Source organism: Sporobacter termitidis DSM 10068 (genome assembly GCF_900130065.1).
GTDB lineage: Bacteria > Bacillota > Clostridia > Oscillospirales > Oscillospiraceae > Sporobacter > Sporobacter termitidis.
Genome location: NZ_FQXV01000001.1, coordinates 320,727 through 341,064, shown reverse-complemented (window position 1 = coordinate 341,064; position 20,338 = coordinate 320,727). Strand labels below are relative to the sequence as shown.

The following is a 20,338-nucleotide window of genomic DNA, read 5'->3' as shown; positions in this document are numbered from 1 at the left end:
ATCAGGCAATGTGATCGTCTTCTCTCTCCATATGGGTACTTGTTGTTGCAACCCCTAAGTCGTTAGCCAAAGAACTCGCTGATTTTATTTCCAGTTGTTCCAGCAAACATTCAGCAATGGCCTGCCCCAGCAGGGGTGGAACTGCATTGCCTACCTGCTGATATTGAGAATTCTTGGATCCATGGAAAACAAAGCTGTTTGGGAAAGATTGCAATCTGGCTGCTTCTCTAATACTTAATGCTCTATTCAATATCGGATGTATCCACATGGATTTGCGGACATTCATCACAGTTCCAGATGGTTCGTCATACTGTAGGCGCAGATAAATGGTATTCTGCGTCCTTTCAGGGAGAGAGTATGTAGTTTTTAATGCTTTATTTAAATTATGAAAGTTTTCTCCTTGAGCGAGCGCTTCAAATCTCTTTTTAGCTACTTCGCCTGTGTCTGTAGCAACATGGTTGCAAATAATATCTTCATCATAAAGCAAAGCCGCCAATTTTGAACCTTCTTTTAATAAAGCATGTATAGGGGGTGCTTCTGCATCAATAGAAGCATCCAGTTCCTCCAAATCCTCAATTGCATCCCTGACGGTATTATAATCATTTTCTTTAAGAATAGGCGAAGGCAACTTGACCTCTTTTCCGTTGGCAATTTCTTTTTTTATGCCTATCCTGATAAAGCGTTCTCTTGTCTGTGGGACGCCAAAATCAGCAGCATTCAGAATTGCTTTATTACAATCATAACCCAGCGCTTTGAATTTACAATCCAAGTAATCCTTTACAGTAAAAGTATCAGCAATTACCGTTATGCGGCTATCAGAAACTTGTATCTCAAAATCAATATGATTTTCATTCAACTCACTTAATCGTTCAATTGCCTGCTCAACTTCCACAAGCGTTTTCAACCTATCAAAATATATAGAATACTCTTCTCTTTCAAATCCAAATCTCTGAAGGATTTCTTTGGCATCTCGAAAAAAATGTTCCCATTGTTCATTCCAAAAGGCTGAATGCAGATGCTCCCAATCTTTAAACAACTTATCAATTCTTTTCTCTTGATCTTTGAAATACTTTTCGGCACGCTCGCGGGTGCGTGAAAACTTCAATAGCGTGCAAAGCAAGCTGTATCCTTCCTTTTTTATTCTATATAAATCTAAATCGGCCATATAAGGAAATACTCCAGCAATCATCGCTGCAGTTTCATTTTCCCCACATAAATTAATTTTCTCTTTCTTAGTTGGAATTCCCAATTGATTCACTTCATCAATATTGCTGCTGTCAACAAAGAAAAAGTGCTTTTTTGATTCCAATGTCTTTACATTTTCAAGAACAAAAGCAATGGGATCCAGCTCTTCTATTGCCCGGACATAATGCTGCACCAGCTGATTATTGCCGCTAATCAGGTTGCTTTTCTGTCTATTGGCATTTGAAAATCCTTGGCATGGAGGTCCACCTATTACTATATCCACTTTGCCATATTTGGTTTCTATTTTCTCTTTAAACGATATTTTTGATGCGTCTTCTCGCAGTACGTCAACTCCTTCATGATTTTCTGCATATGTCTGGGCAGCATACCTATCATATTCTACAGCCGCTATGATATTAAAACACCCAGTTCTCACAAATCCAAGGCTCAGCCCGCCCGCACCTGCGAACAAATCGATCGTATTAAGCTTCTTCATCTTCATCCTCCTCCTCAACTGAAGCAATATCAAGCCCCTGTCGCTTGAGCAGGAGGTTCCAGCATTCTTCACGTTTGCACCATTGAGTTATGTTGGTCCCTTCAATAGTTGGGTGGGTAATATGTTCCCAAACTGCTTGAGCCAATTTTTTCAACAGCAGTTCGAGCTTCTCATCAATATTTTGTCTTGCCCATATTTTGTCCAAATCAATTTCTGATTCATAAAGCCTGTAAGTCAAAGCAATAGTGTAGGCTACAACATTTGCCTTATAGTCTCCTAATTGCAAGCTTTTCACAATTCTATCGCACTTGTCGAAGAGAATAACATTTGCAACCATATGCTTATAGTACTGTTCGTTGGGAAATGGTATTTTGCCCGCTTCTACCAACTCCATGAACTTTACAAAATTGGTTTCCGAACCTTTGCTGACAAGATAAGGTTTTTGCATAGCACACATCATGCACTTGGCCGCAATTGTTTTTGTAACAACATGACTCTTGGGGTTTTCTTCTCTAAAAGTCTTTTTACGCGCAACAGTATTTTGCCTATTAAGCTCAACAAGATATTGCCCCCGGGCTCTCTCATAAAACCAACGCATTCTTTGTCGGGATGGTACCCATATTCTCCGAGAAAGCTTTTCCATCTCAACATGCCACAGAGTATTTGCGCTGAAATCCGACATGGTAATCTTATTTTGGCTGTTTGCATATTTAGATATATGAGCAATAATTAGATCCTTCTGCCGATTTGATTTGAGGATGGTTAATTTTACAGGCACAAAAACCTGACTCATATCTAGATTTGCCTTATATGCATTGGCAAGAGATGCTGTGGTTTGTCCTCCATTTACAATTTGCCAATCATGCAAGCTATGTACAGAAACAACTCCGTTGCCTAACTCGTCAGCTTCTATCCATGCTGCTACAGTCGAAATGCCATTATTGTAAGCCATAAACATCTCCGGTTCATCTCGGACAGTATCTCGGATACCTTTATTCACTGCGTTTTTAGCTTGCAAAAATGAGCGTACATTTCGTTCTATCAATTGCTGTCCATGCTCGTCATATATTCTTGCCAGCACTATTCCAGGAAGCATGCCGACATAGCAATCATACTTCTGATGATCAGCCTGCATCTTCAACATGCAAATGCTGCAGTCGTATTGATCTCTTAATCTAATATCGTTTTCTCCAGCATTTCCAGCTTGGCCAATAAGCCTGAATATCCTATCAATATCCCATATATCGTATGAGAAGATGGTATCTTCCTCTTCTGCATCTGCCGGAGGTTCTATATCCACAATTGCATTTGAGACCAAAAAGACGCGAACTGTTGAAATAAAAGATTGCCTTTCATAAATCAACTGCGCTAAAGTATAGGCAGCATCTGTTTCCTCCATTTCTTTATACATTCCAGCTTTAGCATTTCTGTAAAAGCGGCGCACCATTTTGAACATGCGGTTGACATCGTTGTGGCTCATCTTGACGAGTTTGTTGCTACGTTCCCATTTGACTGCAAGCAAATTAAGAGTCGCATTTTTCTCATCAAATGCATGCGCACTTACCATCATAGCCTGTCTGCTGGTGTTAGTCTTTTGATACGGACTCAGCTGTATATCGTTTATTACCTGCTCTTCTTCGAGATAGCCACATAAAATCCCTTCCATGGCTTCCTCTGTTGTGCGGTAACGACCGGCCTCGTGATCCGCTCTGGCATCCTCGCAAACCATTGCATGAAAATCTTCGAGCATCATAGTTGCTCCTCCTTTGCATGCAGACTTGCATTCCGCCAAAATTCTTGCTTATCGATTTTGTAATTAAAGCAAGCACTTATTTCTATAGAGTATGATAAATCTCCTAGTCCATTTGGCAAATTCGCACTTAAAATGCGCGGAAATCCCTCTTTAATATTAAAAAAAGCTTGCTCTTTAGCAATATAATGGGAAGTATAGCCGTCTACATGGGGGTGTGCCAGTCCGCAACCGAATATTTTATCTTGAAATGCACTGCGAGCAGCTTCGTCGTCTCCAATGCAATCATCAATGCACTTTACTACATCCCCAAGAGTTTCTCCAGAAGAGTCGCTGGATTGAACTGCTAGAAAAGATAGGATGAGCATGCCCCCTGCAAGCCTTTCATCAAGTTGCATCTCGTTGCTTATAAAGACCTTATACGGCATTTTGGCGGCTGTAGTCTTGACCTCAATACTCATGTTCTGCAAAGAAAAATCAAACACCCCATGATAAGGGCCCTTCCAGCTATCAATAGCCTGTAAGCCTATGCCGTTTTTCAGCATGGACCGCAATAGCCACAGTTCTCCAAATAGACCTATTTGTTCTTCTCGCGTCAATTTGATGTTCTCTCGAAGAGAGAAAAAACGTTTCCACCGCTCCAAAGCTGCAAAAAGTCTTTGGCGCAGATTGCTTCTTAAAGCATCTTTCAAGCAAGAGCATAAATCATCGCAAATAGAGAAATATACGTCATCATCGCTTCCTTCACCCTGCTCAATACGAACAAAGCACCCTTCCATTCCTACATGTTCAAAACCGGAAAATTCAATGGAAATGCCTTTCCATGCTGGATACTTATGCCCTGCAGTTGCATCCGAAGGATTGCATTGAAGGTATAAAATATGTTTTCCATCTAATTTTCTGACAGCGAAAACAGCCAGAATTTCACTGCTTAGTTTCATCTGACGTGATAAAAGCGGTTCTTGGCCTACCCATTTTTTAGAATGATACTCCGAGTCAAGCGCAGAAAACATTTGATGAGCCAGCAACAAATTACTGTTCATTCTTGCTCATCCTCCTCTTCCAAAGCACGAAACACATTGTTAGCCATATAAGCAACTGGAGTAGATTCATGGCTCGGGGGAAATACCAAGCCGATACCAATAGGCACAATGTCATCTGCCAAATCAGAAAAAGCGCTGTCATCAGATTTTTCAATAGGATACAGCAGCAATAGGCCGTGATTGTACTGGCTACTCCTTAATTCGCGACGAATATATGTAGCGGCTTCCCAACCAATATTGGCATTGTCAGTTATTATTTTTGAACGTTTCCCTTTGACGCTGGTTGCCTTGTCTCTTAATTCAATGACTTTACTCATTTGTTCATCATCGAAATCCAAATATTCATGGTCTTGTGACAGCAAACGTCCAAATGCTTTTGCGCCCTTTTTTTCACTTCTTACACCGCGAGATCTTATGACTCCCCGGGATATTGGCAATCCACCAATTTCATATGTTTTATTTTCTTGGTGTCCGCTTTCATCTGCATTGATCAAGCAGACCGTCCAGTCCGTCAATCCGTCCTTGTCGATCTGTTTTCTGATGTACTCCTTTAAGCGTGTACTATTTGCCCTTGGCGCATTTCGTGCAGTTTTGTATTCCGATAAAAAACTGCATATGCTAAAACCATCAACATGATCCCAAAAATAGTGTTTGGGCATATTTGCAACTTTGGCATATTTGCTTGGCCGTTTTTTGCGAAGATATTCATTATCGGGAGTGCCAAGTTGCCTGATAAAATGGTCTACAGCACTCTGATTGTCTCGGAAGAAATCTTCGTCTAACTCAAATTTGGTAGTTTCACTTACGCTGTTGCTGTAATCATCCTGCATTTCATATGCTGCCTGCATCTTGTTCTTTGCTGCTATGAACAGTTCCGAATGGGTCTGCACTTTAAGCCCATAATCTTTTGGTGTGCTACCTCTTTGATCCATATCGAACAACTCACTTCGCAATTCTTCCGTCGCAACAGCAATATGCTCAAACCATTCGGACAAAGTATGCGTAGTATAAAGTCTGCACAAATCAAGATAGCCAGGCCTATAGCCAAACCATCTGCCCATCTGCATCAAAGTGTCATAGAAAGTTGATGAGCGGAGGAAATAGCTTGTCGTGAGCCCTTCTAATGTCAAGCCGCGGGAAAGTTTGTCGCCTCCGACGGCTATGACAATTCTGCCTTGTGAGAAATCCCTATACTGCAATTCATCATCACTGATGCCATTTACGGCAAGTACTTCAAGTTTATCTAAAACCTTTATAATGCCATCCAAAGTAATCGGCCAATCAGGCATTTGGCAGTCTCCTGCCAGATCATAAAAATTATCGCGCATATATAAAGACGTCTCAATAAAATCGTTTTCCCATAAAATTTTGAGTCTATTCGCGAATGAATTTAAATCTGTTTTATTTTCATATCTCAACCGGTTTTTTATATCTTGTATCTTTCTGACTACAAGATCTTTTATCTCATAATGGATATCGGTAAAGCGTGCAGCATGAATAAGCATCGACATATGCGCATCTTCCTGCTTGCGAGCCAAACGAATGGAACATGAGATAAGGAAGGCCTCCATTGCATCAACAAGTGTTTCGGGCAACCTCTCCGGCACATGGCCTTTTTTGACTTTTGCTGGTACAAACAGCGGGTCATATTGCACTTCTCTGATCAAATTCATGGTTTGTCCATCATTGCGATTGAGCCCGAAGAATTCTGCCGGGCCTATATAATTTGAAGGTTTCGGCAAACTAAGAATAAAGTCCTTAGGAAACAGTTCGCTGCCATACTCCTCTGTGCTTGCTTCATCATGGATGAAAATATTCGCATAAGGAGTAGCGGTATATCCCACATATGCCTTATTTGAAAATAGATTATATATCCTTCTTATTTCTGCATTTACGCGTGAAGGTTCATAATCGGGCAGGATGTTCCCGTCCTCATCACTTATTGCCTTTGTATTGACAGAAGCTTGGTCAGCCTCATCATCAATCATCAGCATTGAAATATTGGCAATTACTGCTTTGCCTTGTCTGCTCAAATGATCTTTTGTCAAATTTCCTGTTCTAAAAAACTGATAAAGGTTTTTTAGAACAGTGGCATTCTTTTTAACAATAAAAACCGAAGGGCGTCCTTCTAAATCCTCTATCTTATTTGCACGTGCCTTGTTAAAATCGCCTTTTGGATCTCGAGTCGTATATGTTCGCAACTTTAATTCGGGCGGGTAACTTAATTCGCCCACTCCAATTCTTTTGCCGACCATGCCATTCTTTAAAAGCACATCTATGCTTGTTTCAAAACCAAGAACCTCTTCATCAAGTCTTGTTTGAGTCTGAATACGTAAACTGTCATGCATTCCGGCAAGTACTATTACTAATTGAAAGCCTGCATCAAGCGCTTTGTTTATTAATCCAGTATAATGTGCAGTTTTACCAGATTGAACATAACCCAATACAAGTCCGCGCCTGTCGCTTAAAAGCGAGCTCCTCTTTGGGTCGTCAACAGCATCAAGGATTTTATCGGTTGTTTTATCAAGGCTGTCAATAACTGCTGGGCTCCAATTTTTCGCTTTAATAAGATACCTTATCCAACGGCTCCAATGCCCAAGCTGATTTTGGCTTTTTTGCTCAGCCCACCATTTCTCTTTTGAATTTTGGTCTTCTCCTTGGAGCATAAGATAATCTGACACTTCTTGTGTAATGGATAGTTTAAGATGCTCTTTAAACCATTCAGCGTCAATCTCTGACCCACCTGGCAGGTTGCTTTTTACAAATTCTATAGTCTTTAAAGATGCTTCTTCAAAAGTTGTAGCCTTTTCCATCATTGACCAACAATACTCAACGGCTATCCTTGATATTGCCTCTCTGTCCATATAATCCCCCTCAAAGCTTTAGCTTGTCTTTAATTGCTTCACCCATTCCTTCATAGATACTGATTTGAAGGACTTTTCTGAGTGCCTCACAGGGACTGTATCCTGCTTCAATCAGATCACTGCAAAAATGTGCAGCACTATCAATCAATCCATTTCCTTGGCTTGTCTCGTTAAAAATCGGTCCTGTTAATGATGCATTCATAGGGGCAAAACCTTCAATAAGGCTCATAAATGTATCAAGCTTCTTCTTTGAATCAACGCCCAGCCCGGAGCATGCCTCCTCTAGCAGCCGATGCTTGCGGTTTATCCTGAAAAAAGTTCTGCCACGAATTGATGCTTGTTCCCATACCGCATCATTGTCTTCAGCTTTGATTTGTTGGTTGATCACAGCTCCTCTAAAATAATAAACTTTTCGCGAGGCCTCTTGGGCTGTTCGTGCAATTCGCCTAATATTTTCTCGCAATATTGATGGGGGAGATGCTGATGATTTCTTCACATCAATCTTCCAGTCAAAATCCATATCTCCAGTCAAATCCAACTGGATTCGGGCAAGCTGTCCGGGTTCATTTTTCCGAAGCATTTTAAACCAAGTTCCTGGAACAATCAACCGCCTATTCCTATAAACATAAAAACCCTGCTGTTCCTGCCATCCGCTTGCTCCGCCAGTATCATCGTATTCCTTCATTGATAATTTGGAATGATGCGGTAAAATAAAAGTATGTACACGAACACTTTTACCTTGGTATGTTAAAAACTCTTCTCTAAACTCTTGAGTAGCAAATGAAGTACGCATAAAAGGATCCCATGGCTCTATTCTTTTCCCATTTACAAAAATTCGCAAAGTTTGTCCTGCTAAGAAACGATGAAATACCATCGTTAGATGCTTTTCCATATCTGCAATGCGCTGCCAAAAACGACCAATTGCTTGATCGCTATAATCCTCTGTAATAAGCCTGTCTAGCTTTTCAAGTACAACGATTGTTCCTTGAAGATGGTTTTTAAACCTTTGGGTTGCGTTTCTCCAAGCAGATGTTTGGCTGTCATCGAATAATTCCCATCTATTCGAATCTACAATGTTGTCAATATCCCATACCCTGATATTGGACATGTTTTTGTCTGATACCTTGCTCATAACAGTAAGACGTTTGCACAAAGAAAATGCGGCTGTTTTTAGCCCCATTCCAAACCGGCCCAAATCATCGTTGCTTCTAGGGTCAGTAGGAACCTTTGCACCAATTTTCATCGCCTGGTGCAAATCATTTTCGTTCATTCCATATCCATTATCACAAATGCTTATAAACGAAAATTCCGAATTCCAGTTCGCATCAATATATATTTCTGATGCCTTCGCAGTAATACTGTTGTCAACAATATCTGCAATTGCAGTTTCAAGGGAATATCCTACTGAACGCAACGATAATACGAGTGAGGCAGCATCTGGCACTGCAAGTTTTGGATTCATATCTGGCCCTCTTTATATATGTTCGTCATATGCTCTTTTTGGCAACGCAAGTCAGTAGGTTTGTCTGTATCACGAGGAATAGCCCATGCCCATCCAAGCCTGCATGCGCCTTTAACCCTTCCTTGCTCGCAAAGCAACTGAACCCTGCGTACAGAAATATTCCATTTCTTTGCAGCTTCTTTTGCAGTTACATAATTCAACTATGCGTACCTCACAAAAAAGTAGCCTATTTTTATTATTATATACGAAGAAACGAACAAACTCAAGAAATATATGGCACTTGTAGGACAAGGATGCCACCCAGTCGGCAGCATCCTTAGCGATCTCAAATCCTTATTAGCAGAGTGGGTCGGACAGCCGGATTTTAATATTCCTGTTAATAACGTCCTGGAAAACGGGGCAATTTCAGGATTTCGCGTGATGCCGCAGAGCAAACAAATCGCTCAGAAACCCAGTATTTAAGCGGATTTCACAGCATTGTAAAGCACGGCGTGATACAGTACAAAAATCGAAACGGTTTTCTCCTAAGTGATAGAATATGGTTCTATTCCTAACAATTCCGAAATATAACTTTATTCTAAGAAAAACCCAGCCTTTATGTCGAAGACTGGGTTTAGAACTTCTATTGAGTTTTCGATCGATTAGTTTATAAATGATTCAGCTCACTTTGGGGATTATTACTCATTAAGAGCTGCAGAAGGTACTCCTTCATCCTAGATTTGGAACCCTTATATCGACCAGGAATATACTCTTTAATCTCATCTGCCATGAGCGTAATCTTATCCTTTTGATTTGCCTTCGCTTCCTCCATAATATTGCAGATATGTTCCATGTCCAGAATACCTTCTTTTTTAAGTTTTTTCATGCGAATGGCCTGTGAGAGTGAAGGCGTGCATTGAAAAATGTGCATGCCTTCAAGAAGCATTTCTTGTTCAGCTTTTGAAAGGTAGGAAATTTCTACTGCAGGATTGAAAGCTATATCTTTTTCATCTACCATCTGAAGCAACTGCGGAATAAGATTGGTAAGGCGTATAAATCTTTTTACCTGGTCTTTGCTTTCATTATTTTCTGCTCCGATCACTTCTGTTGCCAACTTGGGTGCAAATTGCGCTGAAGTCAAATCATTACGTTTACCTTGCCTTTTAATCGCATCCAGTTTCATCTTATAGGCAAAAGCCTTTTCACTGGGCAGCAAATGTTCCCGTTGCTTATTGGAATCCACCATGATTATTACAGCTTCGTTATCCTCCAACTCTCTGATAATCACAGGCATGGTGTCCAGGCCAATCAACTCACATGCGGCTTTGCGCCTATGGCCAGAAACCAACTCATAGCCTCCATCTGACCGTAGTCTCGCAAGCGCAGGAGCCAAAACCCCGTTATCGCGGATGCTTTGGGCGAGTTCTCTAAGTTCATCATCGTCCTTTACCTGAAATGGATGGTTTCGAAAATCATGCAGTTCTTTCAACGGAATTTCCTGAATTTTATCGATCATTTGAATTTCATCCTTTCTATATGGCCTCATTGATATTACACGGTCCGGAGGTCCCGATTACAACGTTCACTCAAGCTCATTTTCTTCAGAAGACAAATGCTTTGTTGCTATATAGCACTGCTTGACATGAGCTGGATTATTAGGAATCGTCATTTCCAGTACGCCTTCCTCCAGTAGGGGATGGAGCACAGAGTCGCGGAAGAACTTGCGATCTGCTAGGTCCAAAAATTCTTGTATCTGTTTACGGCTTTTGGGTGTCTGGCAAAAGACTGTGACTTCGGCACGGCGCTGGCGGTGTATCTTCTCTTGCCTGATAAAACCATATTTCTGTATATATTCGATAACCCACAGCTTGGGGACCCGGATAGCTCGTTCGACATTCATGCTCTTCAATTCACCGGACCGAATCATACGGTAAACCCGTTTCGCATCCAGCCGCATCATATGGGCTACCTCTTCGACTGTTAATATATCTTCGTACTGTTCGAACATAGACAAGTAGAGCTCGTCGATGGTTAACGTGGTCTTTTTCAATTTTCTTTTCCTCCGATTGTTTGAATTGCCGACAACAAACAACACGGATTTAAGTCTTTATTTGTATGTATGAAAAACCCACACATTCGCTAACAGCTCCCTACCATTTTCGAAAAAACGGCTCAAAACTGCGTGATTTTGTGTGGGATATCGAAAGTATTGATTTGATGGGCGTTATCGCCCCAAAGCCTTGAAAACGCTGGAATTTAGGGTTTCCCAAGTGGCTTTGACTGCACCTGGCTGACCCTGTCTGAATTTTGGGCCAAATCGCTCGAAAATCAGTTTGCGCGCAAGCGCACGTGGGTTCGAATCCCACCTCCTCCGCCAGAAACCCCTGAAAATGCTTGATTTTCAGGGGTTTCCTCTATTGTCGAAATATGTAGGCTGTACGACGGCCTTTTTCTTTTGCCGTCGTCCGGCAGATAGTATAGAATTTAGCTTGGTTTAACCAGTTTCCCTGTTTTCATAAATAGCACCCTTATAGTTCATTGATCGTGTCAGTAACTGCCATATTCCGAATTCGTTTTGCCGGAGCATAGACCGCAGCGATAGCAGCGGCAACAACAAATAGGAGAATTATCACGAGAGGAACAACAGGAGCACTCCAAGTAGCGTAGCTATAATGAGCACTAATAAGATAGTTATATAGCAACTTGCTAATCAATAGACCAACGGTACAGCCGACAGCACAACCGGATACAGCATAGGTAAACGCTTCGGCAGCTATCATTTTTGGTATCTGACGTTCATCCATTCCAACTGCACGCATAGCTCCATATTGCTTTATTCTTGCGGATACACTCATGGAAATGCTGTTCATAATACTTAATACAGTGACCAAAGTAATAATGGTTAAAAACGCATATACAAACAATACGAACGCAATATAGGTATTGGTAGTACGTTGGTCGCGCATATCATAAAACGTACAATTTTCATCTAATATGCTGTTGATGGCTGCTACATTTTCGTCCGTCGCATCTTTTGCCGTTTGTATCAGAACAAGCGAATAGTCCGTGATGCCTGTCAGCCGAGTAAAAGTTCCGGCAGAAGTAATAAGCGTTATTTTCCCGTCTGTACTGCCGTCATCACTAAAAGGGTTGTATTTCAATATACCTGCGATTACAAGTTCTTCATTATCTACTCGTATGATATCGCCTGTGTCTAAAGGATTATCGTTGTCCCAAATGGCAAGCACATAATTGCTGTCCCCATACACTTTTGAAATGTCGCTGCCTTTTTTCAGCATTTTATCTTTTGTAAGGCAGTCCAAATCAAAGTCATTATAGGAAATCAGATCAATCGCTTCTGACCGGGAAGCATCTTTTCCTACTTTTGCTGGAATATCAAGGAGGCTCCTGCGGGCAAAAACACGTTTAACGCCATCCATATCCTCAAGTTCACGCAGCAGCGCACTATCTATGGAATTTGAACCGTCACTGCTGGAAATGTTGATGTCAGAGGTATTCGAGGACTGTGGCATAATACAGCCGACAAATTCTATCACAACAAAAAAGCTCAAAAAAAGGATTATGCTGAGTGCAAAAGAACCTGTCATAAGAATCAGGTTTTTCTTACCCGATACAGCATGGTGAATACCAAGGGTGGTTTCAATTTTGAAAAAGCGGGTATGCAACGCATGGTTTGCATTGTTTGTATTTTCAGAATTGCCCGATACCGCTGTTACAGGTGATACTTTAGCAGCCCGCTTTGCGGGAGAACTGGCGGCAATGAGAACCGTGATAACACCTAGAAGAATTCCGCTGACAATTCCGATCAGGCTGATTCCCAATAACGGTATGTTGGAAAACTCTTCCCCGACAAGGAACCGCAGCACAGCACACAGCACCCATGTGATTACAATTCCAAGTACAATGCCTATCGGAATAGCCGTTTTGCACCAGCTAAGTGCTTCCAATCTTACAAAACGGATAATTTGTTGCCTGCTCATTCCAATGCAGCGCATCATACCGAAAAATTCTGTCCTCTGAGCGACATTGCTGTTTATGCTGCTTGAAATCATCAATACGCCTGCAACAAGTATCAGCCCAAACAGAGCCGCAGCGAGAAGAAAATAATTCTGTACCGCAGCGTTACCGATCATATTTTGAAGCGTCTGACTGCCGTGCTTCGCCAGTAATCTTGATGTCTCCATCCTGACGCTCATGTCTGCCATAGAAAAAACAGCCGTTACCAAAAATACAGCAAAGATAATGCAAAGGAGCGTCATGCGGTTCTGCCGTCTATGTACCTTTGCAGAAATAGGAATTAGGCTAAGATAGCTTTTCATTCGCGGCACCTTCCGAAATCAGTCAATACACCATCGGAGACTTGCAATATTCGATCTGCGGTCTGTGCAATACTTCGGCTATGAGTAATCATAATAATGGTCTGTTCATACGTCTTTGCGGCTTCTTTCAGCAAAGCAATTACTTCGCTGCTGTTCTGCGTGTCCAGATTACCCGTTGGTTCGTCTGCAAGGATAAGTGACGGCCGCGTAATCAGCGCGCGCCCTATCGCTACACGCTGTTGTTGTCCGCCGGATAATTGGCTGGGTAAATGGCTGCGGCGTTCTTTTAAATTAAGCACAGTAAGTAATTCTTCCAAATACTTTTTGTTAGGCTTCTGGTAATCGAGCAATACGGGAAATATGATATTCTGCTCAACCGTCAGCTCGGGAATCAGATTAAAGCTCTGAAAAATAAACCCGATATTTCTGCGGCGGAAGATTGTCAGGCCGCTGTCTTTCATAGCAAAAATGTCCTTACCGTCAATAAACACTTTCCCGGAAGTAGGATTATCAAGCGCGCCCACCATATTCAAAAGTGTACTTTTACCGGAGCCGGACTCTCCAACAATGGCAACAAACTCACCTTTCGGAACGGAAAAGCTCACATCTTTCAATGCGTGTACGGCAGCTTCACCGCTGCCATAGGTTTTGGAAATTGATTTAACTTCCAATAAATTCACAGATTGTCCACCTCTCTCTGCCTTGATACTGAAAGATTATCACGTCAAGCTTACTGTCACATGACACTCGCCCTACAATTTTGTAGGAATTAAGAAATTGATTGTAAAGGTGGTACCAATACCTAATTCGCTATCAACCTCGATCGTTCCGCCGTGCGCTTCAATAACAGCTTTTGCAAGCGGCAAGCCGAGCCCTGCGCCCTGCGTGTCTTTAGAAAAACGACTGCGATAAAATCTTTTGAAAATATAGTGCAAATCCTCCGGGCGAATACCACTTCCGTTATCATTTATGATGACTTGAACAACAGACGCAAATTGTTTCCACTCAATATAAATTTCATCTCCTTTTTGTGTATGGTCAAGAGCATTTTTTACAATATTGCTGATTGCCTCAATCAGCCAATTACGGTCACATGGTAAAGAGATATCAACATCACCGGATAAAATCATTTTCTTTTCCTCTTGCGTGGCACGAAATGCAAAATGCCTTTCTATACTGTCCATCATTTCGGACATGTTTTCTTCGGATTTCTCTATCACGATTGTTCCGGCGTCAAGTTTTGCGATTTTCAAAAGGTTGTGGACGAGTGTTTCTATTCTGTCCAGTTCTTGTTCCGAAAGGTCTGTGAACTCCTGAATCGTTGGTGAATTCTCCGCTTCACTCTGTAAAATGCCATTATAGATGTTGAGCGCCGCAAGCGGCGTTTTCAACTGATGCGAAATATCTGTTATCGTGTTTTTCAAGAATTCCTTTGCTCTCAACTCGTTTTCAGCATGGGCATTCAAAATGGAAACCAAAGAATTTACTTCATGGAACAGTCTGTATAACTCGCCTTCGTCATCACACTGGATGCGGGCGTCTTGATCACCGGCTATGTAAGCTGTAATTCGTGCAGCAGCGGTTTCAATAATCATGTGCTGTTCCTTGAAATACTCATAGCAGAAAAACAAGATTGCTACGTCTATACATAAAGAACATAAAAAGATATAAATCGCTGCATTTTGAGCTGCAAAGTTCATAAGAACTACTGCAATAACCGCGAACACTGATATGCACATCAGGATTCTACAAAAGAGAGACTTAATTTTTTTGTTTGTCAGTATTTTCATCCTGCACCTCAGCCTGCCGAATTCCACTTATACCCCATACGTCGAACAGTAATTATTCTTTTGGGGTCACTTGGATCATCTTCGATTTTTGTGCGTAATCTTCGGATGTATACTGTAAGCGTATTGCTGTCCACATAATTCTCGCTGCAATCCCATAACCGGCTTAAAATCTGTTCTGGCGAAAGCACCATATTTGGATTTTCCATAAAAAGACGCAGCAGCTTATATTCGCCTGCCGTTAATTCAAGTTGTACATCATTTTTGTAGACTTCTCCTTTTAGAAGTTGAATCCAAATACTGTTAGAATACAGTTCGGAATCTGTCTGAATAAAATTATTACTTCTGCGGAGCAGCGCGTTTATTCTTGACATAAACACAGCCAGCTTAAAAGGTTTTGTAATATAATCATCGCCGCCAATGTCAAGCCCCATGATAATGTCGGTTTCTTCATCGGCAGCAGTTAGAAATATAATGGGCACTTTTGAGGTCTGCCGGATTTTTTTACATATATTAAAGCCGGAACCATCGGGTAGAGAAACATCCAAAATCACCAAATCATATTTTCCGTCTGTCCATGCGGTATCGGCCTCATAAATTGTACGGGCAATGTCCAACTCATACCCTTGCTTTTTAACGGCAAAAGACAGTCCATTGATTAAACTTAAATCATCCTCAATTAACAATATCCGTTTCATATATCTTTGCCATCCTTTGTTTTCCTGCGGGTATGTCGTCCGTCAACGGGCTTTTCCGCGTCCTTTGGTATCAGCCACATACGGCTGAACTTTGCAACACCGGGTATGCGGTCATCCTCACAGAGCCGTTGCACCCGCCGTTCCGATATGCCCCATTTTTTCGCCGCTTCGGGCGCGGAAATATACTCTAACATTTGTAGTTTCCACCTTTTTAAAATGCTATCTTTACAATTATATACGGTTGGCCGTATAATTCAAGGAGTTTCCCGCGAAAAGGTGAAGACTCTAAAGAGTTGTATATAATTGTTGCATAACAACGTAGCTGTTCTGTTACTGGAACAACTGCTGAAAACGTGTATCGGGAGGGCTGACGGTTGGAGAAATTACCGCCGGTTGAAAAAATCTATGAAGCATACAGCGCCATAGCAGACGGGCGCGTTGCCATGCGGACGGGCGAGGCCGCCGTCCGGTCCTCAAATGGGCAGAAGGAATATACCGTTACATGGGACGATAAGGCTTACACCTCCAACGACAGCGCGACCTATTGGCAGGGGTACGCGGGCTATCCCGTGATCGCCGTTCTGCTTTTGCAGGGCAGGCTGCCGCTGGACAGGGGAGCCGCCGCCAAATTCAAGGGTATCGACTGGACCGCGCTGAACACCCGATTCAAACGCGATTATGCAAAAGCAGCCGCGGCGGTATTTGACGCGATGGACTGCGACGCGGGCACCAAGGACAGGATACGGGCGGAAGCGGAACGCGTATATAAGGCGATAAAAGAATTGGACATCGTCATAAAGCGCGGCGCTCTGCGCCCCCCGAAAGCATCCCGGCAAAAGTAAGGAGAGAAAGATTTCCCGCGCATTTGATTGCTGATTTTTTATGGATTTTAGCAGTATGTCTAAACAAACTAATTTATTGACACAATATGCCTTCGAGAGATATAATAAAATATCTATCTTTTCTTTCCGTGTCTTTTGATACATCAGGATTGAGAAGTGGTAATTATTACATAGAGTTATAAGCTGGGTTAATCAATAAAGAAAGGATTGAAATGTTATATGGGCATAATTGGATGGATTATTCTTGGGGCACTCGCCGGATGGATAGCAAGCATTCTGACCAGAAATAATGCTAAGATGGGTGCATTTGCAAATATTGTGGTTGGCATTATAGGTGCATTTATCGGCGGTTTTGTTGTCAATTTATTGGGTGGACAAGGCATAACCGGATTTAATTTATGGAGTCTGATTGTAGCCGTTATTGGCGCGACAATATTGCTTGCCATAATTAATCTGTTGTCAGGTAAAAGGTAAAAGTTTAATGGTATTACGCTTAAATACGAAAACTGATTTAAGCTTACATAATACGAAAACTGCGAATGTTACTTAAATAAGTGACATTCGCAGTTTATTTTTGGCCTAGTTGGATTTCGAGGATCATGCGCTTCAGGGCGCGAATATTTTGGCTATAATGTTGCTAAAACCTGCAGCACCTCGTCAATATCCGGCATTTCGGACAGCCCGTATATCTTGACCCACTTGACAATGCCGGCTTCATCTATAATAATGTTAGCTCTCTGCGACATTCCAAATTCATCGATAAAAATGCCATAATTCCGGGCAACCTTGCCGTGAGGCCAAAAATCGCTCAGAAGAGCCACATCACCTATGCTCAGTACGGCGGCCCATGCTTTTTTACATGCACTCGGATCACAGCTCAAACCGAAAGGCACGGTATTCAGCGTCTGGAATTTCTCATAATTGACTTCAAGAGAACGCATCTGATCGGTGCATACGCCGGTCCAAGCGGCGGGATGCCAGGATAGCAGCACTTTTTTACCCCTATAGTCTGCCAGATGTATACCTTGCTCCAGAATATCATCCAAAGTAAAGTCAGGTGCCAAAGAGCCAATTTCAATCGGTTTCATAAGTTTCCCCCCTCGATTATACTGTAAATATCTTTTATAATATCATTGCACGAAAAAGCCAAATTAGCAATGTTGTTATTGTAACACAAGACCTATATAAAATAAATAATGATGATACAGCTCAACATGATAACACCGGAATGATGATAGCGCAGCTTACAAGCGAGTTTAGATACGTACTATGGGAATATGCGGAAGGCCCGCTAAACTGATGACAGATATAAAAAGGACGGTGATCCCTTGAGAATCATCATTTCTCCCGCCAAAAAAATGAATACAGACACCGACAGTCTGCCCTATGAGAGCCTGCCGCAGTTTTTAGGCGAGGCGGAAAAGCTTTTGCGCGCGCTGCAAAGCATGGACTATGCCGGGTTGAAGTCACTGTGGCGCTGCAACGATGCCATCGCCGCCCTCAATGACGGGCGTGTGCGGACGATGGATTTGCGCCGCAATCTGACTCCCGCTATTCTGGCCTACGAGGGGATCCAGTATCAATATATGGCTCCCGGTGTGTTTGAGGACAGGCAATTTCAGTATATCAGCGAATATTTGCGCATTCTCTCTGGGTTTTACGGCCTGCTGCGCCCCTTCGACGGGGTGACGCCCTATCGTCTGGAGATGCAGGCAAAGCTGTCTGTGGATGGTTGGGGAGACCTTTATGCTTTCTGGGGAGACAAGCTGGCGCGGCAGCTCTGTACCGAGACGGATTTCATTTTAAATCTGGCATCGGAAGAGTACAGCAAGGCTGTTTCGGCGCATTTGCCGGCAGCTGTCCGCTTTCTCACCTGTACCTTCGGAGAGTTGAAGGAAAGCAGGATCATCCAAAAGGGTACCATGTGCAAGATGGCCCGCGGCGAGATGGTACGCTTTTTGGCCGAGCGGCATATAACAGACCCCGAGGAAATCAAAGGCTTCGGCCGTTTGGGGTATGCCTACCGCAGAGAGCTTTCCAATGACGATAATTTCGCATTTATAAAAGGGGGAGCGGCTGAGCGAACTGCATGCAGCCCTTTATCGACAGCCTGTTAGACTTTTTCGCTTTCCGCGATTTTTTCAGCCAGATCATTGAGATAAACCCAACGGTCCAGCTTGTCCTCCAGAGTTTTGTCCAGAAGATCCTTTTGCGCCATGAGCTCCTGCAGCTTCACATAATCACTGGAAGCAAGCTCCATTTGCGCGGCTATGCCGGCAATGTCATTTTCCAGGCCGGCGATCTCACTGTCGATGGTCTCAAACTCACGCTGTTCGTTAAATGAGAACTTGAGCTTTTTGCTGCCGGGGGTCCTGACGGGCGCGGTCGGCTTGGATACTTCTTTTGGCGCCTGCTCCGGGGCGTTCGTTTCCATATAGTCTGAGTAGGCGCCGAGATATTTTTTGATTGTGCCGTCGCCGCGGAAATCAAACAGCGTGTCGGCGACCTTGTCCAGAAAATACCGGTCATGCGATACGGCGATAACGGCGCCGTTAAAGGCTTCCAGATAATCTTCGAGGACGGCCAGTGTCTGGATGTCCAGATCGTTCGTCGGCTCGTCGAGCAGCAGAACATTCGGCGCCTGCATGAGGATGCCTAAGAGATAAAGGCGCCGCCGCTCGCCGCCGGAGAGCCTGCCGATCGTGTTCCACTGCAGGTCGGGCGGGAATAAGTACTTTTCGAGCATCTGCGAGGCGGTAAGCGTGCCGTCGGCCGTTTCGACCGTTCCGGCGATCTCCTTGATGTAGTCGATCACCCGCATATTGAGGTCCATTTCCTCCGAGCCCTGAGAAAAGTAACCCAGCTTTACCGTATCGCCAAGCACGACGGCGCCGCTGTCCGGCGTCAGCCTGCCGGCGATGATATTCAGAAAGGTGGATTTGCCGCAGCCGTTTTTGCCGATAATTCCTATTCTGTCGTCCCGCAGGAGGACATGGTCGAAGTGGCTGAACAGCGGCTTGCCGTCAAAGCCCATGGAGAGGTCGCTGATCTCAACCGTTTTTTTGCCGAGTCTGGAGGAGAGCGAGCTCAGCGCCAGCTTTGTCTGTTCCTCGGGCCCGCTTTTTTCGCTGAGCGCCTCATAGCGGGCAATGCGATCCTTGCTCTTTGTCCCCCTGGCGCGAGGCCCGCGCTGTATCCACTCGAGCTCTTTGCGTAAAATGCTCTGCCGTTTGCGTTCAGAGCTGAGCGCCATCTCCTCGCGCTGCGCCTTGAGCTCGAGATACTTTGAGAAATTCGCCTGATAGCTGTACAGCTGCCCGTGATCTATTTCAACGATTCTGTTTGTGACCCGGTCCAAAAAATAGCGGTCATGGGTGACCATGACGATCGCCCCGGTGAATTTGATCAGATAGTTTTCAAGCCACTGAATCATGTCCGTGTCAAGATGGTTTGTGGGTTCGTCCAGAATCAGCACATCGCAGGGATGGATGAGGGCGCTGGCGATCGCCACACGTTTTCTCTGCCCGCCGGACAGGCTGCGGACCGGTTTATCGAAATCGGCAATGCCGAGCTTCGACAATATTCTCTTTGCTTCAAATTCATGATCCTCTTCAAGCTCCGGCGCATCCGCAAACACATGCTCCAGAACCGTCAGCGCTTCATCCCATTCGGGATTCTGGGGCAGATACTGGACGCGGACACCGGTGTATTTCGAAACAATTCCATCGTCTGGTTCTTCAGCCTGGGCGAGGATTTTGAGAAATGTCGATTTGCCCGTCCCATTCACACCGATGACGCCGATTTTATCGCCCTTGTCGATATAAAGGTCGATATCCCTCAGCAGGACGTTTTCACTGTAACTTTTTCTGATTTTTTCGGCTTGCAGAAGCAT

At 43.4% G+C, this 20,338-nt stretch carries 17 protein-coding genes; 3 read left to right on the top strand and 14 right to left on the bottom strand.

The window, feature by feature from the left end:
• Nucleotide 1: 1 nt before the first annotated feature.
• The 12 genes from BUB60_RS01590 to BUB60_RS20505 all read right to left on the bottom strand — a co-directional run bounded on the left by BUB60_RS01590 (nucleotide 2) and on the right by BUB60_RS20505 (nucleotide 15,798).
• Complete coding sequence (locus tag BUB60_RS01590; protein WP_159435323.1) at nucleotides 2-1,681, bottom strand: DNA cytosine methyltransferase; 1,680 nt, start codon at nucleotides 1,679-1,681, stop codon at nucleotides 2-4.
• Nucleotides 1,668-3,434, bottom strand: coding sequence for an AIPR family protein (locus tag BUB60_RS01585; RefSeq protein WP_073075881.1), 1,767 nt, complete (start codon nucleotides 3,432-3,434; stop codon nucleotides 1,668-1,670). The genes BUB60_RS01590 and BUB60_RS01585 overlap by 14 nt, the downstream gene beginning before the upstream one ends.
• The gene (locus BUB60_RS01580) at nucleotides 3,431-4,474 is read right to left on the bottom strand and encodes a PD-(D/E)XK motif protein (protein WP_073075880.1); all 1,044 of its coding nucleotides are present in this window, start codon (nucleotides 4,472-4,474) and stop codon (nucleotides 3,431-3,433) included. Before BUB60_RS01580 ends, BUB60_RS01585 begins: the two co-directional genes overlap by 4 nt.
• Nucleotides 4,471-7,338, bottom strand: coding sequence for a Z1 domain-containing protein (locus tag BUB60_RS01575; RefSeq protein WP_073075879.1), 2,868 nt, complete (start codon nucleotides 7,336-7,338; stop codon nucleotides 4,471-4,473). Before BUB60_RS01575 ends, BUB60_RS01580 begins: the two co-directional genes overlap by 4 nt.
• A gap of 10 nt (nucleotides 7,339-7,348) precedes the next feature.
• Nucleotides 7,349-8,800, bottom strand: a complete 1,452-nt coding sequence (locus tag BUB60_RS01570; RefSeq protein WP_073075878.1) for an ATP-binding protein — start codon at nucleotides 8,798-8,800, stop codon at nucleotides 7,349-7,351.
• A 646-nt stretch (nucleotides 8,801-9,446) separates the two neighbouring features.
• The gene (locus BUB60_RS01560; RefSeq protein ID WP_073075876.1) at nucleotides 9,447-10,295 is read right to left on the bottom strand and encodes a ParB/RepB/Spo0J family partition protein; all 849 of its coding nucleotides are present in this window, start codon (nucleotides 10,293-10,295) and stop codon (nucleotides 9,447-9,449) included.
• A 66-nt stretch (nucleotides 10,296-10,361) separates the two neighbouring features.
• Nucleotides 10,362-10,829 carry a helix-turn-helix domain-containing protein gene (locus BUB60_RS01555; protein WP_073075875.1) on the bottom strand — a complete coding sequence of 156 codons (468 nt, stop codon included), beginning with the start codon at nucleotides 10,827-10,829 and terminating at the stop codon, nucleotides 10,362-10,364.
• A gap of 478 nt (nucleotides 10,830-11,307) precedes the next feature.
• Nucleotides 11,308-13,119 (bottom strand): ABC transporter permease, encoded by a 1,812-nt coding sequence (locus BUB60_RS01550; protein ID WP_073075874.1) that lies wholly within the window; start codon nucleotides 13,117-13,119, stop codon nucleotides 11,308-11,310.
• Nucleotides 13,116-13,799 carry an ABC transporter ATP-binding protein gene (locus BUB60_RS01545; protein WP_073075873.1) on the bottom strand — a complete coding sequence of 228 codons (684 nt, stop codon included), beginning with the start codon at nucleotides 13,797-13,799 and terminating at the stop codon, nucleotides 13,116-13,118. The genes BUB60_RS01550 and BUB60_RS01545 overlap by 4 nt, the downstream gene beginning before the upstream one ends.
• A gap of 72 nt (nucleotides 13,800-13,871) precedes the next feature.
• The gene (locus BUB60_RS01540; RefSeq protein WP_073075872.1) at nucleotides 13,872-14,909 is read right to left on the bottom strand and encodes a sensor histidine kinase; all 1,038 of its coding nucleotides are present in this window, start codon (nucleotides 14,907-14,909) and stop codon (nucleotides 13,872-13,874) included.
• Nucleotides 14,910-14,917: 8 nt separating this feature from the next.
• The gene (locus tag BUB60_RS01535; RefSeq protein ID WP_073075871.1) at nucleotides 14,918-15,604 is read right to left on the bottom strand and encodes a response regulator transcription factor; all 687 of its coding nucleotides are present in this window, start codon (nucleotides 15,602-15,604) and stop codon (nucleotides 14,918-14,920) included.
• On the bottom strand, nucleotides 15,601-15,798 hold the full coding sequence (locus BUB60_RS20505) for a helix-turn-helix domain-containing protein (protein ID WP_073075870.1): 198 nt from the start codon (nucleotides 15,796-15,798) through the stop codon (nucleotides 15,601-15,603). Before BUB60_RS20505 ends, BUB60_RS01535 begins: the two co-directional genes overlap by 4 nt.
• Before the next feature lie 180 nt (nucleotides 15,799-15,978).
• Between BUB60_RS20505 and BUB60_RS01525 the strand changes: the two genes are divergently transcribed.
• On the top strand, nucleotides 15,979-16,446 hold the full coding sequence (locus BUB60_RS01525; RefSeq protein WP_073075869.1) for a hypothetical protein: 468 nt from the start codon (nucleotides 15,979-15,981) through the stop codon (nucleotides 16,444-16,446).
• A 219-nt stretch (nucleotides 16,447-16,665) separates the two neighbouring features.
• On the top strand, nucleotides 16,666-16,920 hold the full coding sequence (locus BUB60_RS01520) for a GlsB/YeaQ/YmgE family stress response membrane protein (protein WP_073075868.1): 255 nt from the start codon (nucleotides 16,666-16,668) through the stop codon (nucleotides 16,918-16,920).
• Nucleotides 16,921-17,072: 152 nt separating this feature from the next.
• Here BUB60_RS01520 and BUB60_RS01515 read toward each other — a convergent pair whose 3' ends face one another.
• Nucleotides 17,073-17,534 (bottom strand): redoxin domain-containing protein, encoded by a 462-nt coding sequence (locus tag BUB60_RS01515; RefSeq protein WP_073075867.1) that lies wholly within the window; start codon nucleotides 17,532-17,534, stop codon nucleotides 17,073-17,075.
• A 240-nt stretch (nucleotides 17,535-17,774) separates the two neighbouring features.
• Between BUB60_RS01515 and yaaA the strand changes: the two genes are divergently transcribed.
• Nucleotides 17,775-18,563, top strand: a complete 789-nt coding sequence (gene yaaA, locus BUB60_RS01510) for a peroxide stress protein YaaA (protein ID WP_073075866.1) — start codon at nucleotides 17,775-17,777, stop codon at nucleotides 18,561-18,563.
• Here the strand turns inward: yaaA and BUB60_RS01505 are convergent.
• The gene (locus tag BUB60_RS01505) at nucleotides 18,560-20,338 is read right to left on the bottom strand and encodes an ABC-F family ATP-binding cassette domain-containing protein (protein ID WP_073075865.1); all 1,779 of its coding nucleotides are present in this window, start codon (nucleotides 20,336-20,338) and stop codon (nucleotides 18,560-18,562) included. The two genes, yaaA and BUB60_RS01505, sit on opposite strands and share 4 nt — an antisense overlap.